This window comes from Kitasatospora sp. NPDC056273, assembly GCF_042268845.1.
In the GTDB taxonomy this organism is placed as follows: domain Bacteria; phylum Actinomycetota; class Actinomycetes; order Streptomycetales; family Streptomycetaceae; genus Kitasatospora.
On record NZ_JBHJSJ010000002.1, the window covers coordinates 192,118 to 208,265 of the forward strand.

At 71.7% G+C, this 16,148-nt stretch carries 15 protein-coding genes; 9 read left to right on the plus strand and 6 right to left on the minus strand.

The window, feature by feature from the left end:
- The first annotated feature begins 61 nt into the window (after positions 1-61).
- Together ACFCY1_RS02400 and ACFCY1_RS02405 are read left to right on the plus strand one after the other, a co-directional pair.
- A complete protein-coding gene (locus tag ACFCY1_RS02400) occupies positions 62-694 on the plus strand; it encodes an ATP/GTP-binding protein (RefSeq protein WP_375873310.1) in 633 nt (210 codons plus the stop codon).
- Complete coding sequence (locus ACFCY1_RS02405; RefSeq protein ID WP_049649594.1) at positions 691-1,884, plus strand: cytochrome P450; 1,194 nt, start codon at positions 691-693, stop codon at positions 1,882-1,884. Before ACFCY1_RS02400 ends, ACFCY1_RS02405 begins: the two co-directional genes overlap by 4 nt.
- Before the next feature lie 72 nt (positions 1,885-1,956).
- Here ACFCY1_RS02405 and msrB read toward each other — a convergent pair whose 3' ends face one another.
- The 4 genes from msrB to ACFCY1_RS02425 all read right to left on the minus strand — a co-directional run bounded on the left by msrB (position 1,957) and on the right by ACFCY1_RS02425 (position 5,236).
- On the minus strand, positions 1,957-2,361 hold the full coding sequence (gene msrB / locus ACFCY1_RS02410) for a peptide-methionine (R)-S-oxide reductase MsrB (protein WP_049649595.1): 405 nt from the start codon (positions 2,359-2,361) through the stop codon (positions 1,957-1,959).
- Between the two features lie 40 nt (positions 2,362-2,401).
- On the minus strand, positions 2,402-3,811 hold the full coding sequence (gene murC / locus ACFCY1_RS02415; protein WP_375873238.1) for a UDP-N-acetylmuramate--L-alanine ligase: 1,410 nt from the start codon (positions 3,809-3,811) through the stop codon (positions 2,402-2,404).
- A 120-nt stretch (positions 3,812-3,931) separates the two neighbouring features.
- Complete coding sequence (locus tag ACFCY1_RS02420) at positions 3,932-4,393, minus strand: indole-3-glycerol phosphate synthase (RefSeq protein WP_107086353.1); 462 nt, start codon at positions 4,391-4,393, stop codon at positions 3,932-3,934.
- 57 nt (positions 4,394-4,450) lie between these two features.
- Complete coding sequence (locus tag ACFCY1_RS02425; protein ID WP_074001682.1) at positions 4,451-5,236, minus strand: pyrimidine reductase family protein; 786 nt, start codon at positions 5,234-5,236, stop codon at positions 4,451-4,453.
- A 126-nt stretch (positions 5,237-5,362) separates the two neighbouring features.
- Between ACFCY1_RS02425 and zapE the strand changes: the two genes are divergently transcribed.
- The 6 genes from zapE (at position 5,363) to ACFCY1_RS02455 (ending at position 11,351) form a co-directional block, all read left to right on the plus strand.
- Positions 5,363-6,409, plus strand: coding sequence for a cell division protein ZapE (gene zapE, locus ACFCY1_RS02430; protein ID WP_375873311.1), 1,047 nt, complete (start codon positions 5,363-5,365; stop codon positions 6,407-6,409).
- Between the two features lie 58 nt (positions 6,410-6,467).
- Positions 6,468-6,845, plus strand: a complete 378-nt coding sequence (locus ACFCY1_RS02435; RefSeq protein WP_049649600.1) for a type II toxin-antitoxin system RelE/ParE family toxin — start codon at positions 6,468-6,470, stop codon at positions 6,843-6,845.
- Positions 6,842-7,150, plus strand: coding sequence for a helix-turn-helix domain-containing protein (locus ACFCY1_RS02440; protein WP_049649601.1), 309 nt, complete (start codon positions 6,842-6,844; stop codon positions 7,148-7,150). Before ACFCY1_RS02435 ends, ACFCY1_RS02440 begins: the two co-directional genes overlap by 4 nt.
- Positions 7,151-7,194: 44 nt before the next feature.
- Positions 7,195-9,285: an excinuclease ABC subunit UvrB gene (gene uvrB / locus ACFCY1_RS02445; protein ID WP_049649602.1), complete on the plus strand. Its 2,091-nt coding sequence runs from the start codon at positions 7,195-7,197 to the stop codon at positions 9,283-9,285.
- 280 nt (positions 9,286-9,565) lie between these two features.
- Positions 9,566-10,144 (plus strand): TerD family protein, encoded by a 579-nt coding sequence (locus ACFCY1_RS02450; protein WP_375873239.1) that lies wholly within the window; start codon positions 9,566-9,568, stop codon positions 10,142-10,144.
- A gap of 226 nt (positions 10,145-10,370) precedes the next feature.
- Positions 10,371-11,351 (plus strand): TerC family protein, encoded by a 981-nt coding sequence (locus ACFCY1_RS02455; protein ID WP_375873240.1) that lies wholly within the window; start codon positions 10,371-10,373, stop codon positions 11,349-11,351.
- A 131-nt stretch (positions 11,352-11,482) separates the two neighbouring features.
- Here ACFCY1_RS02455 and ACFCY1_RS02460 read toward each other — a convergent pair whose 3' ends face one another.
- Both ACFCY1_RS02460 and ACFCY1_RS02465 read right to left on the minus strand, forming a co-directional pair.
- Positions 11,483-12,136, minus strand: coding sequence for an MBL fold metallo-hydrolase (locus ACFCY1_RS02460; RefSeq protein WP_049649605.1), 654 nt, complete (start codon positions 12,134-12,136; stop codon positions 11,483-11,485).
- A gap of 48 nt (positions 12,137-12,184) precedes the next feature.
- Positions 12,185-12,913 (minus strand): maleylpyruvate isomerase family mycothiol-dependent enzyme, encoded by a 729-nt coding sequence (locus ACFCY1_RS02465; RefSeq protein ID WP_117489947.1) that lies wholly within the window; start codon positions 12,911-12,913, stop codon positions 12,185-12,187.
- A 279-nt stretch (positions 12,914-13,192) separates the two neighbouring features.
- Between ACFCY1_RS02465 and uvrA the strand changes: the two genes are divergently transcribed.
- Positions 13,193-16,105, plus strand: a complete 2,913-nt coding sequence (gene uvrA / locus ACFCY1_RS02470; protein WP_049649607.1) for an excinuclease ABC subunit UvrA — start codon at positions 13,193-13,195, stop codon at positions 16,103-16,105.
- Positions 16,106-16,148 lie beyond the last annotated feature (43 nt).

Sequence of the window (16,148 nt, forward strand, 5' to 3'; positions counted from 1 at the left end):
CCGGCCGGAACCGGAAGACCAGAGCCGGGTGGGCTACCTGCCCGACCAGGACCAGACGCTGATGAAACTGGTGGTGGCCGGCCCGTTCGGGGTCGGCAAGACCACCCTCATCCGGACCCTCTCCGAGATCGCCACCCTGCACACCGAGGAGGCGATGACCGAGACCGGCCGCCCGGTGGACGACCTGGCCGGCGTACCCGGGAAGTCCACCACCACCGTCGCCGTCGACTTCGGCCGGCTCACCCTGCCCGGCAACGTGGTGCTCTACATGTTCGGCACCCCCGGCCAGCGCCGCTTCTTCCCGCTCTGGCAGGACATCGCCCGCGGCGCGGTGGGCGCCCTGGTGCTCGCCGACACCCGCCGGCTGGCCGACTCCTTCGAGATCATGGACATGGTCGAGGAGCAGGGCCTGCCGTACGCCGTCGCCGTCAACCGCTTCCCGGACGCGCCGGACCACCCGGTCGAGGTGCTGCGCACCCACCTGGACCTGCACGCCGCCACCCCGCTGCTGCTCTGCGACGCGCGCGAGCGCGACAGCAGCCTGGACGCGCTGATCGCGCTGGCCGAGCACGTCCTGGAGGCCCTGCCCGCCGCCCCCGACGGCCCGGACCCCGACGGCCCGGACCCCGCCGGCCCGGACCCCGCCGGCCCGGACCCAGCCACCTCGGACCCCGCCACCCCGGAGCAGCCGTGACCGTCGAGTCCCGCCCGACCCCGATCCACGGCCCGGTCTTCGCCGCCGACCCCCAGCTGGTCTACGAGCGGCTGCGGCGGCACGGCGCGGTCGCCCCGGTGGAGATCGCGCCCGGCGTCGAGGCCCTGCTGGTCACCGACTACCAGGCCGCGCTGGACCTGCTGCGCGACACCGACACCTTCTCCAAGGACTCCCGGGCCTGGCAGCGGACCGTCCCGCCGGACTCCCCGCTGCTGCCGGTGCTCGGCTACCGCCCGACCGCGCTGTTCAGCGACGGCGAGACCCACGCGCGCTACCGGGCGGTGATCACCGACGCCCTCGCGCTGTTCGAGCCGCACCGGCTCCAGCGGCAGGTCGCCGAGACCGCGCACCGGCTGATCGACCGCTTCGCCGCCGTCGGGCACGCCGACCTGATCGCCGAGTACGCCCGCCGGCTGCCCGCCTTCGCGCTCACCACCTGGTTCGGCGTGCCGCAGGAGCAGCGCGAGGAGGTGGTGGACGCGATCACCGGGCTGATCGAGTCCACCGCCCGGGCCGGCGCCTCGTACGGGAAGCTCCTGGCGGTGGTCACCGCGATGGTCGCCGAGCGCCGCGAGCGCCCCCGGCACGACCTCACCTCGATGTACGTCACCCACCCGGTCGGGCTGGACGACGACGAGGTGATCCGGCAGATCACCCTGACCCTGATCGCCGGACACGAGCCGACCACCAACCTGATCGGCAACGCCCTGCTGCGCCTGCTCACCGACGCCCGCTACGCCGGCTCGCTGTTCGGCGGGGCGATGACCGCCCACCAGGCGATCGACGAGGTGCTCTGGCACGAGCCGCCGATGGCCAACCTCTCGGCCCACTACCCCCGGTACGACATCACCTTCCACGGCCGCGAGATCAAGGCGGGCACGCTGGTGCTGGTCTCGTACGCGGCCGCCAACTCCCAGGCCGCGCCGCCCACCGACGGCGGCGGGCTGCGCAGCGGCGAGAGCGCCCACCTGGCCTGGGCGGCCGGCCCGCACGCCTGCCCGGCCCGGGACCCGGCCCTGCTGATCGCGATCACCGCCATCGAGCAGCTGGGCAGCCGCCTCAGCGACCTCGAACTGTCCACCCCCGCCGAGGACCTGCTCTGGCGCCCGGGCCCGTTCCACCGGGCCCTGACGCACCTCCCGGTCCGCTTCGCACCGGTCGAGGGGTAGGCCCGGACGGGCCCGGACGGCGCGGAGGCCCGGACACCGTACGTGTCCGGGCCTCCGCGCGCGGGTCCGGCCCTACTCGGCCGGCTTCAGCGTCAGCGAGACGCTGTTGATGCAGTACCGCTGGTCCGTCGGCGTGCCGTAGCCCTCGCCCTCGAAGACGTGCCCGAGGTGCCCGCCGCAGCGGGCGCAGCGCACCTCGACCCGGCGCATGCCGAGCGAGGTGTCCTCGATGTACTGGACCCGGTCCCCGGCCAGCGGCGCGTAGTAGGACGGCCAGCCGCAGTGGCTGTCGAACTTGGTCTCGGAGCTGAACAGTTCGGCCCCGCAGGCCCGGCAGCCGTAGACGCCGACGGTCTTGGAGTCGGTGTACTCACCGGTGAACGGCCGCTCGGTGCCCGCCTCGCGGAGCACGTGGTACTCCTCGGGGCTGAGCTGGGCGCGCCACTCGGCCTCGGTCTTCTCGATCTCGTAGCTCATCACGGGCTCCCGGTCGCGGTGGACGTCGGACGGACGTACGTCAGACGTTGGAAGCAACGTTCGCGAGGTGCCGCAGGATTTCCGGGCCGAGGTTGGTGACGTCCCCGGCGCCCATGGTGAGCAGCAGGTCGCCCGGGCGGGCGAGGCCGGCCAGCAGGGCGGGGGCGGCGGCGAAGGAGTGCTCCGCGGTGACCTCGGCGCCGGCCCGGCGGGCCGCGTCGATGATCAGCTCGCTGGTCACGCCGGGGATCGGGTCCTCGCGGGCCGGGTAGATGTCCAGCACCACCGAGGCGTCGGCCAGCGCCAGCGCCTGGCCCATCTCCTCGGAGAGCTGCTGGGTGCGGCTGAACAGGTGCGGCTGGAAGACCACCAGCACCCGGCCCCCGCCGGTCAGGCCCTCGCGGATCGCCTCCAGGTCGGCGGTCATCTCGGTGGGGTGGTGGGCGTAGGAGTCGATCACCTGGACCCCGCCGGCCTCGCCCTTGAGCTGGAGGCGGCGGCGCACGCCGGTGTAGGCGCCGAGCGCCTTGGCCAGGTCGGCGGCCGGGACGCCCAGCGCGACGCCGGCGGCCAGCGCGGACACCGCGTTGTGGGCGTAGTGGCGGCCGGGCACCGAGACGGTGAAGCTCAGCTCGGTGCCGTCCAGCAGGACGGTGACCTCGCTGGTCATGCCGTGGGCGACCACCGAGAGCACCCGCAGGTCGGCGTCCTCGGCGGAGCCGACCGTCACCACGTTCAGGCCCTCGCGGCCGGCCACCCGGGAGGTGAGCTCGCGGGCGCCGTCGTGGTCGGCCGAGACCACCAGGGTGCCGCCGGGGACGATCCGGCCGACGAAGGTCTCGAAGGACTCGTAGATCTCCTCGATCGAGGCGTAGTTGGCGTGGTGGTCCAGCTCCACGTTGAGCACGATCGCCACCTCGGGCGCGTACTTGTGGAAGCTGCGGTCGCTCTCGTCCGCCTCGGCGACGAAGATCTCGCCGGTGCCGTGGTGGGCGTTGGAGCCGGGCGCGTCGAGGTCGCCGCCGATCGCGTAGGACGGGTCCAGGCCCAGCTCGCCGAGGGCGACGGCGAGCATGCTGGTGGTGGTGGTCTTGCCGTGGGTGCCGGCCACCGCCAGCGCCCGGCGCCCGCCCATCAGCGCCGCCAGCGCGTCGGAGCGGTGCACCACCGGGATGCCGCGCTCGTGGGCGGCCACCAGCTCCGGGTTGTCGGCCCGGATCGCGCTGGAGACGACCACGCTGCTGGTGCCGTCCGGCACGTGCTCGGCGGCGTGGCCGACGTGCACGGTGGCGCCGAGGGCGCGCAGCGCGAGGACGGTCTCGGACTCCTTGGAGTCGCTGCCCGAGACGCTGGCCCCGCGCACGGCGAGGATCTTCGCCAGGCCGGACATCCCGGCGCCGCCGATGCCGATGAAGTGCGGGGCGTGCAGGTCGTGCGCGGCGTCGTTCAAGGCGTGGCTCCGTAGGGGCGGGGGCAGACAGGGCGGGCGGACGGGTCGGGAAGACGGAATCGTCCTCGCGGGCGGACCGCAAGGACGATTCTGCACCACCGGCGTGCCGGGCCGGTCGGGTCAGGAGTCGCTGGCGAAGAGCCTGAGCACGGGGACGCCCACCTTGTGCCGGGCCTGGGAGGCCCAGTCGCGGTGGAAGAACTCCTCCACGAAGTGCGGTGAGGTGAGCACCACGACCTCGTCCGCCCGCTGCTCCCCGACGACCGCGCGCAGCCGCTCCAGCGGCTTCTCCCCGACCAGCTCGCCGACCGCCTCGGCCCCGGCCGAGCGCAGGTGGCGCAGGCTGTGCTCCAGCGACTCGCCGGCCACGGTCGGACCGCTCTCGGACTCGTCGTGCTCGTGCACCACCTTGTCGAGGTGGCCGAGGGCGACGTCGTCGAGCGCCCGCAGCAGTTCGTCCTGCCGGCCGCGCGGCTGCATCAGGACGACGAAGGACACCTTCTCCTCGCCGTGGAGCGTGGTGACGAGCTCCACGTCCGCGTCGGAGAGAGCCTTTTCGATCATCAGTACCGTCTTGAACACGTGAGTCCCTTCCAGTGGCCGGCCCCCGGGCCCCGGCATCCCATAACGGGATCACGATCAGGGGGTCACGGGGTTGTCCGAACCGGGGTGACGCAGGTAGCGGGTGAAGAGGAATCCTTTCTGCTCGATCAATGAGACCAGCCGCATCCGCTGCACGTCCGGCATTCGGGCATCGTGCAGGATGCGCGGCGCGTCGCCGCCGGTGAGCAGCGGAGCCAGCGACAGGCACAGCTCGTCCAGCAGGCCGGCCGCCGCCAGCTGCCCCAGCAGGCGCGGGCCGCCCTCGGTCAACAGCCTGGTCCAGCCCCGTTCGGCCAGGGCCGCCACGCCCGCCCGCAGGTCCACCGAACCGGTGCCGGCGAGCACCAGGTCGGCCACCCCGGCGACCGCCCGGCGGCGCTCCGCGGGGGCGTCCTCGGTGGTGACGACCACCGTCCTGACCAGCGGCTCGGTGAACAGCGGCGCGGTCAGGTCCAGCTCCAGCGAGCGGCTCACCACGGCGATCGCCGGGGCGGGCGCCTGCCCCGCCGCCGCCCGGGCCGCCGCGAACTCCTTGCGGGCCCGGGCCGGCCGGTAGCCCTCGGCGCGGACCGTCTCCGCGCCCACCACTACCACGTCCGACAGCGCCCGCAGCACCCCGAAGATCCGCTTGTCGGCATCGCCGGAGAGGCCCTCGGACAGCCCGTCCAGCTTGGCCCCGCCGTCCAGGCCGGACACCATGTTGGCGCGCAGCCAGGGGCGCCCCTGATTCACCTGTTCGGGGTACGCGTAGACGGCGGCGAGCGATTCCAGTGCGGCCGGATCGGCGAGCCGCCCGCCCAGCGGGCTGATCAACTGTTGCATGTCCCCAGTCTTCCACCGCGGGCCGTGGGCCGTTCGGGGCCGCGGGTCGTTCGGACGGCGTACGGGGCAGGCGTACCCTCTACTGATGTGCCCGCAGCCTCCCACTCCGCAACCGCGACCGAGCCGATAGCAGCCGCACACGCCTCCGGCTCCCCGATCGCGCTCACCGACCGCCGACCCGTCGTGCCCGCCGAGCGGCTGGTCGCCGAGATGGTCCCGCCGCCCCGGTTCGCCGACGTGAGCTTCGGGACGTACATTCCGGACCCGACCCAGCCGAGCCAGTACGAGGCCGTCCAGGTCCTGGAGCAGTTCGCGGCGACCCTCGGCGGAGGAAACGGTTCCGCGCCCAAGCGCAGCTGGTTCCGCCGCTCCGCCCCCGCGCCCACCGGCCCGGCCGGGGTCTACCTCGACGGCGGCTACGGCGTCGGCAAGACCCACCTGCTCGCCTCGCTCTGGCACGCCGCCCCCGGCCCCAAGGCCTTCGGCACCTTCGTCGAGCTGACCAACCTGGTCGGCGCGCTCGGCTTCCAGCAGGCCGTGCGGACCCTCTCCGGGCACACGCTGCTCTGCATCGACGAGTTCGAGCTCGACGACCCGGGCGACACCGTGCTGGTCTCCACCCTGCTCGGCCGGCTGGTCGACAACGGCGTGAAGCTGTGCGCCACCTCGAACACCCTGCCGGAGAAGCTCGGCGAGGGCCGCTTCGCCGCCGCCGACTTCCTGCGCGAGATCCAGGGCCTGTCCGCGCACTTCCGCCCGATGCGGATCGACGGCCAGGACTACCGCCACCGCGGCCTGCCGGACGCCCCGCCGCCGTACACCAACGAGGCCGTCACGGCCGCCGCGGCCCGCACCCCCGGCGCCTCGCTGGACGACTTCGACGCCCTGCTCGCCCACCTCTCCGCCGTCCACCCCAGCCGCTACGGCGCGCTGCTGGACGACGTCGCCGCGGTCTGCCTGCGCGGCGTCCGCCAGATCGACGACCAGTCCACCGCGCTGCGCCTGGTCGTGCTGGCCGACCGGATGTACGACCGCGAGCTGCCGATCACCGCCTCCGGCCTCCCCTTCGACCAGGTCTTCCCGGAGGAGATGCTGCGCGGCGGCTACCGCAAGAAGTACCTGCGCGCCATCTCCCGCCTGGTCGCCCTCGCCCGGGACAGCGCCAAGGCCTGACCCGTGACCCTCCCCCTCGCCCGGCAGTTGTTCCCACTGCCGAGCGAGGGGGAGAGGCATGACCGGTGACGAGTCCAGGGCGGGCTACGGGATCGAGATCGAGCCCGAGGTGCGGGTGTGGCTCCAGAACTGCCCGACCGTCGAGTACCGGGCGGCCGAACGCGCCGCCGACCGCCTCGCCGAGGACGGCGAGGCGCTGTCGTTCCCGTTGGCGAGCCACCTGGGCGGCCCGCTGCGCGAGTTGCGGATCGGGTCCATGCGCATCACGTACTGGCTCGCGCCGGGGCGGAGGGCTGTGCTGCTGACGGTCTTCCGCAAGACTGGGAACCGCGAGACCGATCAGGTCGAACGGGCGCGCCGCGCGCAGAAGGTCTGCGAGGCGGAGCACGGGCCCGCCGCCGATCACGAGATCTACGACCGGGAGGAGCAGCGATGAGCAGCGGCTACCACACCCGTTGGACCGTGCCGGCGGAGCACCGGGAGAGCGAGGAGTACCGCGCGGCCGGGCGGCGGATGGCGCTGGCCGAGGCCGTGTACGCCCGACGCTCCGCGCTCGGGTGGACACCCGCCGAACTCGCCGAGCGGGCCGGGCTGGACGAGGAGACCGTCGAGGGCATCGAGGAGAGCGGGGTCGATCCGACCCTTCCGCTGATCGAGCGACTCGCCGCCGCCTTCGACTCCGTCGTGCGGATCGACCCCGCCCGGGAGCCGGCCATGAGCTTCGAGGCCCACGCGGCCTGATCGAACCGGCCTCGCTTGTCGGTGGTGGGTCGTACCGTTGAGTGGTGCGTCCCATCACGAGTATTGAGCGGTCCGTGGCGCCTTTCGAGGTCGTCAGCCCCTTCCAGCCGAACGGTGACCAGCCGGCGGCGATCGCCGAGCTGGAACGGCGGATCAGGGGAGGGGAGAAGGACGTCGTGCTGCTCGGTGCCACCGGCACCGGCAAGTCGGCCACCACGGCCTGGATGATCGAGAAGCTGCAGCGGCCCACCCTGGTGATGGCGCCGAACAAGACGCTGGCCGCGCAGCTGGCGAACGAGTTCCGCGAGCTGCTGCCGAACAACGCGGTCGAGTACTTCGTCTCGTACTACGACTACTACCAGCCCGAGGCGTACGTCCCGCAGACGGACACCTACATCGAGAAGGACTCCTCGATCAACGAGGAGGTCGAGCGGCTGCGCCACTCGGCGACGAACTCGCTGCTCACCCGCCGGGACGTGGTGGTGGTGGCCTCGGTCTCCTGCATCTACGGCCTCGGCACCCCGCAGGAGTACGTGGACCGGATGGTGCGGCTCAAGGTCGGCGAGGAGATCGACCGGGACGAGCTGCTGCGCCGCTTCGTCGACATCCAGTACGCCCGCAACGACGTGGCCTTCACGCGCGGCACCTTCCGGGTCCGCGGCGACACCATCGAGATCTTCCCGGTCTACGAGGAGCTCGCCGTCCGGATCGAGATGTTCGGCGACGAGATCGAGGCGCTGTACACCCTGCACCCGCTCACCGGCGAGATCATCAGCCAGGACGACTCGGTCCACGTCTTCCCCGCCTCGCACTACGTGGCCGGCCCCGAGCGGATGGAGCGCGCGGTCAACGGCATCGAGGCGGAGCTTGCGCTGACGCTCGCGAAGCTGGAGAAGCAGGGCAAGCTGCTGGAGGCCCAGCGGCTGCGGATGCGCACCACCTACGACATCGAGATGCTGCGCCAGATCGGCACCTGCTCCGGCGTCGAGAACTACTCGATGCACTTCGACGGCCGCGAGCCCGGCTCCCCGCCGAACACCCTGCTCGACTACTTCCCGGAGGACTTCCTCCTGGTCATCGACGAGTCGCACGTCACCGTCCCGCAGATCGGCGCGATGTACGAGGGCGACGCCTCGCGCAAGCGCACCCTGGTCGAGCACGGCTTCCGGCTGCCCTCCGCGATGGACAACCGCCCGCTGAAGTGGGAGGAGTTCCTGGAGCGGACGGACCAGACGGTCTACCTGTCGGCGACGCCCGGCCCGTACGAGCTGTCGCGCGGCGACGGCCAGGTCGAGCAGATCATCCGCCCGACCGGCCTGATCGACCCCGAGGTGATCGTCAAGCCGACCGAGGGCCAGATCGACGACCTGGTGCACGAGGTCCGCAAGCGGGTCGAGCGGGACGAACGCGTCCTGGTCACCACGCTGACCAAGAAGATGGCCGAGGACCTCACCGACTACATGCTCGGCCTGGACATCCGGGTCCGGTACCTGCACAGCGACGTGGACACCCTGCGCCGGGTGGAGCTGCTGCGCGAGCTGCGGGCGGGCCGGTACGACGTGCTGGTCGGCATCAACCTGCTGCGCGAGGGCCTGGACCTGCCCGAGGTGTCGCTGGTGGCGATCCTGGACGCCGACAAGGAGGGCTTCCTGCGCTCCGGCACCTCGCTGATCCAGACGATCGGCCGTGCGGCCCGCAACGTCTCCGGCCAGGTCCACATGTACGCGGACAAGATCACCCCCGCGATGGAGAAGGCCATCGACGAGACCAACCGCCGCCGGGCCGTGCAGCAGGCCTACAACAAGGAGCACGGGATCGACCCGCAGCCGCTGCGCAAGAAGATCGGCGACATCCTGGACACCCTCGCCCGCGAGGACGTGGACACCGACGAGCTGCTCTCCACCGGCTACCGGAACCAGGGCAAGGGCAAGGCCCCGGTCCCGGCGCTGGGGGCGGAGCGCAAGCCGGCCAAGTCCCTGCCGGCCGCCGAACTGGCGGACCTGATCCAGGAGATGACCGACCGGATGCACACGGCCGCCGCCGACCTCCAGTTCGAGGTCGCGGCCCGGCTGCGCGACGAGGTCAAGGAGCTGAAGAGGGAACTGCGGCAGATGCGCGAGGCCGGAGTGGCGTAGCCGCACCCGCGGGGGCGCACCCGCGGGGCGCACCCGTACGGCGCCGGGCCTGGCCGGAATGACACCGGTCAAGTCCGCGGGTGTCTCAGCCTTGCCACAAACGGGCAGACCCGGGGGAGCCCGGGGTGCCGCAGGCCCTAGGCTGGCCTGCGGCATCGTGCCCTCGGGACGGGGTTTGCGGGCCGTACGCAGAGGGGGCCTCAGCCGGGGGACGGCGACGGGGTGTTCCACCGTGGAGCCGCTCGGCTGTGACCGCGCGGCCGGCAGAGAGGACAACGTCGTGTCGGTGAACCTGGCCAAGGGGCAGCGGGTCAGCCTCCAGAAGGGGCAGGGCGGCGCCCTGACCGTGGTCCGGATGGGCCTCGGCTGGCAGGCCGCCCCCAAGCGCGGGCTGTTCGGCAGCCGCACCCGGAAGATCGACCTGGACGCCTCGGCGCTGCTGTACGCCGAGCGGACCCCGTCCGACGTGGTGTTCTTCTCGCACCTGGAGAGCAACGACGGCTCCGTGCGGCACACCGGAGACAACCTGGAGGGCGGCTCCGGGACCGAGGACGACGAGGCGATCCTGGTCGACCTGGTGCACGTGCCCGTGAACATCACCCAGGTGGTGTTCACGGTGAGCTCGTACACCGGGCAGACCTTCGCCGAGGTGCAGCGGGCGCACTGCCGGCTGGTGGACGAGGCCACCGGGCTGGAGCTGGCCCGCTACGAGCTGGCGGGCGGCGGGCCGCACACCGGGCAGATCATGGCCAAGGTGGTCCGGGACGGCGACGGCGGCTGGGAGATGCAGGCGATCGGCGCGCCGGCGAAGGGGCGGACCTTCCAGGACCTGCTGCCGGCGATCGAGCCGTTCCTGTAGCCGACCACGTAGCCGGTCCAGCAGCCCGCTCCGCACGGTTCTTTACCTTCTTTACCTTCCCTTGGGATTGCTGTTACTCTCGTTGGCAGCGGAGGGGAGTATTCCTCGACAGCCGACCCCGTCATCACGGGTGCCCGTCGTGGCACCCCGGGGCGCTGGCCCGACGGGCGGAAGAGACCTCCGGCAGTGACGATGACTGTCTCGCCTACCTGCCGGAGGAGCAGTAGTGGACGTTTCCGTAACCATGTGGGTTTCCACGATCCTGGTGCTGATCGCACTGGTCGTGGCGGACTTCTTCATCGGAGGGCGCAAGCCGCACGAGGTCTCGATCAAGGAGGCCGGGATCTGGACGGCCGTCTGGGTCGCCCTGGCGGTGCTCTTCGGCGGCTTCCTCTGGTGGCACTCCGGTGGGGAGCCGGCGGGCGAGTTCTTCGCCGGCTACATCACCGAGAAGTCGCTCAGTGTCGACAACCTCTTCGTGTTCATCCTGATCATGGGCAAGTTCGCGGTGCCCAGGATCTACCAGCAGCGCGTGCTGATGTTCGGTGTGATCATCGCGCTGGTGCTCCGGGCGGTGTTCATCGCCGGCGGCGCCGCGCTGGTCGCCGAGTTCTCCTGGGTGTTCTTCATCTTCGGCGCCTTCCTGATCTGGACGGCCTGGAAGCTGATCAAGGAGGCCCGCGCCGAGGACGAGGGCGACGAGGAGTTCGAGGAGAACCGCGTCCTCAAGTCGATCACCCGCCGCTTCCCGGCCACCGAGGACTACCGCGGCACCAAGCTGTTCGTCCGGGAGAACGGCCGCCGGCTGATCACCCCGATGCTGGTCGTCATGCTGGCGATCGGCACCACCGACGTGCTGTTCGCGCTGGACTCGATCCCGGCGATCTTCGGCCTGACCCAGGACCCGTACATCGTCTTCACCGCCAACGCCTTCGCCCTGATGGGGCTGCGCCAGCTGTACTTCCTGATCGGCGGCCTGCTGAAGAAGCTGGTCCACCTGTCGTACGGCCTGTCGGTGATCCTCGGCTTCATCGGCGTGAAGCTGGTGCTGCACGCCGCGCACGAGGCGGGCGCGACCTGGGCCCCGGAGATCGGCATCCCGTTCTCGCTGGGCTTCATCGTGGTCGTCCTGGCGATCACCACCTTCACCAGCCTGCGGGCCGCGAAGAAGGCCGAGTCCGCCGAGCACGAGAAGCTCGACGCCTGACGCCTGACGCCTGACGCCTGACGCCTGATGCCTGACGCCTGACGTTCGTGCGCCGCACGGCGCCGGGCACCGCCGAGGCCCCCGCGACCGGAGACGGTCACGGGGGCCTCGGCCGTGCGGCGGGGGAGGGGCTACCAGCCGCGCTCGCGCCACTCGTCGAGGTGCGGGCGCTCGGCGCCGACGGTGGTGTCGGAGCCGTGGCCGGGGTAGACCCAGGCCTCGTCGGGGAGGGCGTCGAAGATCTTCTCGGTGACGTCCCGGTAGAGGGTCCGGAAGGCCTCCGGGTCGCCCCAGGTGTTGCCGACGCCGCCCGGGAAGAGGCAGTCGCCGGTGAAGACGTGCTGGTGGCCCTGCGGGTCGTCGTAGACGAGCACGATGGCGCCCGGGGTGTGGCCGACCAGGTGCCGGACGGTGAGCTCCACCTCGCCGACCCGGAGCGTGTCGCCGTCCGCGAGCAGCAGCTCGGTGGGGACGTCGATGCCCTCGGCGTCGTGCTCGCCGGCGGCCGTCCGGGCACCGGTGGTGGCGACCACCTCGGCCAGCGCGCCCCAGTGGTCGTGGTGGCGGTGGGTGGTGACCACCGTTTCGAGGTCGTCCCCGACGGTCTCCAGCAGCACCGGCGCGTCGGCGGCCGCGTCGATCAGGAGCTGTTCGTCGGTGGCCCGGCAGCGCAGCAGGTAGGCGTTGTTGTCGTACGGGCCGACGGCCACCTTGGTGATGATCAGGTGGGCCAGTTCCCGCACGTCCGGCGGTCCGCCGACCTTGACCGCTCCGTGGTACGTCATCCGTCTGCTCCTCGTCGTGTGGATCTCCCTGGCATCATCCTCGCGCCGTCAGCCCATGGGGGGAAGCGGGGGCAGGGCGGTGTCGGGGGTGCGGTGCAGGGCGTCGCCGGCGGAGCGGCCGGAGAGCCAGGCGGTGAGGGCGCGGACGGGGCCCCGCACGGTGAGGGCGGGCTCGCCGGTGCCGATGACGGCGCGGTCGTCGGTGTCGTCGGCGACCAGCTCGACGGCGGGCAGGCCGGCCTCCCCGGCCAGGCCGGCGGCGAGCTTGCGGAACTGGGCGACGGCGAAGTCCTCCGGCCAGTCCGCCGGGGTGTGGCCGGCGGCCAGGTCGACGTGGTGGTACTCCAGCTCCAGCAGGCGCTTGTGCGGGATCTGGTGGGCCGGGAAGACGTAGCCGAAGCGGTGCTTGACGGACGCCGCCCAGGCGTCGTCGGTCAGCTGCGCGGCGGCGGCCAGGAAGCGCTCGTGGGACGCGCGCAGGTCGGCGAGGTGGGCGTCGAGCGGGCGGGGCGCGTCGCGCTCGATGTCCTGGTCGCGGGCCTCGTGGCTGGCGTACTGCGGGACGTCGGTGCCGGTGCGGGCGCCGGTCAGCAGGTTGACCAGGGAGTCGGCGTTGCGGGCGAGGTGGGCCAGTACGTGGCCCTTCGTCCAGCCGGGGAGGGCGGAGGGCTCGGCGACGGCGTCGGGCTTCAGCCCGGCGACGGTGCGCAGCAGGCGCCCGGTGCTCTCCTCGACCTGGCCGAGCCAGGAGTCGGCGGCGGACCTCGGGTCGGTCATCGAATCTGCCTTCCGTGCGGAACGGGGCGTTGCCCGGAGCGGGCTTCGCTCGTTGACCAGGTGACGCTACCGCCGAATCCGGGCCCTGAGCAGGGGGTTTTCGGGTACGCGCACCGTGCGGGTACGGACGGCCCGGGGGGTGGCCTCACTCGTTCGGGTGGTCCCGGCTGGACAAGGTCGATATTCGAACGTCTGAGCTATAGGCTGGCTGCCGCATCCTGGAAGAAGCAGCACATCCCAACGCAAGCCCTCTCGCCCCGGAGAAAGGCGCCAGCAGCAGTGGCCGACCGCCTCATCGTCCGCGGTGCTCGCGAGCACAACCTCAAGAACGTCTCGCTCGACCTGCCCCGCGACTCCCTCATCGTCTTCACGGGCCTCTCCGGCTCCGGCAAGTCCTCGCTCGCCTTCGACACGATCTTCGCCGAGGGCCAGCGCCGCTACGTCGAGTCGCTGTCCTCCTACGCCCGTCAGTTCCTCGGGCAGATGGACAAGCCCGACGTGGACTTCATCGAGGGCCTCTCCCCGGCCGTCTCGATCGACCAGAAGTCCACCAACCGCAACCCCCGTTCGACCGTCGGCACCATCACCGAGGTCTACGACTACCTGCGCCTGCTGTTCGCCCGGATCGGCAAGCCGCACTGTCCGCACTGCGGCCGCCCGATCGCCAAGCAGTCGCCGCAGGCGATCGTGGACAAGGTGCTGGAGCTCGCCGAGGGCACCCGGTTCCAGGTGCTCAGCCCGGTGGTGCGCGAGCGCAAGGGCGAGTTCGTCGACCTCTTCGCCGACCTCCAGTCCAAGGGCTACTCCCGCGCCCGGGTCGACGGCGGGACGATCCAGCTCGCCGAGCCGCCGAAGCTCAAGAAGCAGGAGAAGCACACCATCGAGGTGGTCATCGACCGCCTGACCGTGAAGGACAGCGCCAAGCGGCGGCTCACCGACTCGGTGGAGACGGCCCTGCGGCTGTCCGGCGGCATGGTCGTGCTCGACTTCGTCGACCTCCCCGAGGACGACCCGGAGCGCGAGCGGATGTACTCCGAGCACCTCTACTGCCCGTACGACGACGTGTCGTTCGAGGAGCTGGAGCCGCGCTCGTTCTCCTTCAACTCGCCGTTCGGCGCCTGCCCGGACTGCTCGGGCCTGGGCAACCGGATGGAGGTCGACCCGGAGCTGGTCGTGCCCGACGTCGAGCGCTCGCTGGACGAGGGCGCGATCCACCCGTGGTCGGCCGGGCACGCCAAGGAGTACTTCCAGCGCCTGATCGACGCGCTGGCCGGGGAGCTCGGCTTCCGCACCGACATCCCCTGGGCCGGGCTGCCCGCCCGCGCGAAGAAGGCGCTGCTGTACGGGCACAAGCACCAGGTGGAGGTCCGCTACCGCAACCGCTTCGGCCGCGAGCGCTCGTACAGCACCGGCTTCGAGGGCGCGATCCCGTTCATCCAGCGCCGGCACACCGAGGCGGAGAGCGACAGCAGCCGCGAGCGCTTCGAGGGCTACATGCGCGAGGTGCCCTGCCCGACGTGCCAGGGCACCCGGCTCAAGCCGGTGGTCCTCGCGGTCACCGTCGAGGGCAGGTCGATCGCCGACGTCTCCTCGATGTCGATCAGCGACTGCTCCGAGTTCCTCGGCGCGATGCGGCTCAACGCCCGGGACAAGCAGATCGCCGAGCGGGTCCTCAAGGAGGTCAACGAGCGGCTGCGCTTCCTGGTCGACGTCGGCCTGGACTACCTCTCGCTCGACCGCGCGGCCGGCACCCTGTCCGGCGGCGAGGCCCAGCGCATCCGGCTGGCCACCCAGATCGGCTCCGGCCTGGTCGGCGTGCTGTACGTGCTGGACGAGCCGTCCATCGGCCTGCACCAGCGGGACAACCACCGGCTGATCGAGACGCTGGTGCGGCTGCGCGACATCGGCAACACCCTGATCGTCGTCGAGCACGACGAGGACACCATCAAGACGGCGGACTGGGTGGTCGACATCGGCCCGGGCGCCGGCGAGCACGGCGGCAAGGTGGTGCACTCCGGTTCGCTGAAGCAGCTGCTCACCAACAAGGAGTCGCTGACCGGCCAGTACCTCTCCGGCAAGCGGTCCATCCCGATCCCGGCCACCCGCCGCGAGCGGGACAAGAAGCGCCAGCTGACGGTCCACGGCGCCCGCGAGCACAACCTCAAGGACGTCACGGTCGGCTTCCCGCTCGGCACCTTCACCGCGATCACCGGTGTCTCCGGCTCCGGCAAGTCGACGCTGGTCAACGACATCCTGTACACCCACCTCGCCCGGGAGCTGAACGGCGCCCGCAGCGTGCCCGGCCGGCACACCCGGATCACCGGCACCGACCAGGTGGACAAGGTGGTGCACGTCGACCAGTCGCCGATCGGCCGCACCCCGCGCTCCAACCCGGCCACCTACACCGGGGTGTTCGACCACGTCCGCCGGCTCTTCGCGGAGACGCAGGAGGCCAAGGTCCGCGGCTACCTGCCCGGCCGGTTCTCCTTCAACGTCAAGGGCGGCCGCTGCGAGAACTGCTCGGGCGACGGCACCATCAAGATCGAGATGAACTTCCTGCCGGACGTCTACGTGCCGTGCGAGGTCTGCCACGGCGCCCGGTACAACCGGGAGACGCTGGAGGTCCACTACAAGGGCAAGTCCATCGCCGAGGTGCTGGACATGCCGATCGAGGAGGCGCTGGGCTTCTTCGAGGCCGTCCCGGCGATCGCCCGGCACCTGCGGACGCTCAACGACGTCGGCCTCGGCTACGTCCGGCTCGGCCAGTCGGCGCCGACGCTCTCCGGCGGCGAGGCGCAGCGCGTCAAGCTCGCCTCGGAGCTCCAGAAGCGCTCCACCGGGCGGACGGTCTACGTGCTGGACGAGCCCACCACCGGCCTGCACTTCGAGGACATCAGCAAGCTGATCAAGGTGCTCAGCGGGCTGGTGGAGAAGGGCAACACGGTGATCGTCATCGAGCACAACCTCGATGTGATCAAGACCGCCGACTGGATCGTCGACATGGGCCCCGAGGGCGGCTCCGGCGGCGGCACGGTGGTCGCCGAGGGCACCCCGGAGCAGATCGCCGCCGTCCCGGAGAGCCACACCGGCAAGTTCCTGCGGGACATCCTGCCGGCCGGTTTCGCGGACGCCCCGGCCGCCGCCCCGGCGAAGAAGGCGCCGCGCAAGCGCGCGGCCGCCGCGAAGAAGTAGCCCCGTCCGCCCACCCCGCCGCACCCGGGGACTCCCGGGAGCG

What these genes read in the sequence shown, in the direction of transcription:
- ACFCY1_RS02400 (WP_375873310.1), top strand. Translation starts at nt 62, where the DNA reads ATGAAACTGGTGGTGGCCGGCCCGTTCGGGGTCGGCAAGACCACCCTC.
- msrB (WP_049649595.1), bottom strand. Translation starts at nt 2,361, where the DNA reads ATGAGCTACGAGATCGAGAAGACCGAGGCCGAGTGGCGCGCCCAGCTC.
- ACFCY1_RS02425 (WP_074001682.1), bottom strand. Translation starts at nt 5,236, where the DNA reads ATGCAACAGTTGATCAGCCCGCTGGGCGGGCGGCTCGCCGATCCGGCC.
- ACFCY1_RS02435 (WP_049649600.1), top strand. Translation starts at nt 6,468, where the DNA reads ATGACCGGTGACGAGTCCAGGGCGGGCTACGGGATCGAGATCGAGCCC.
- ACFCY1_RS02440 (WP_049649601.1), top strand. Translation starts at nt 6,842, where the DNA reads ATGAGCAGCGGCTACCACACCCGTTGGACCGTGCCGGCGGAGCACCGG.
- ACFCY1_RS02460 (WP_049649605.1), bottom strand. Translation starts at nt 12,136, where the DNA reads ATGACGTACCACGGAGCGGTCAAGGTCGGCGGACCGCCGGACGTGCGG.
- ACFCY1_RS02465 (WP_117489947.1), bottom strand. Translation starts at nt 12,913, where the DNA reads ATGACCGACCCGAGGTCCGCCGCCGACTCCTGGCTCGGCCAGGTCGAG.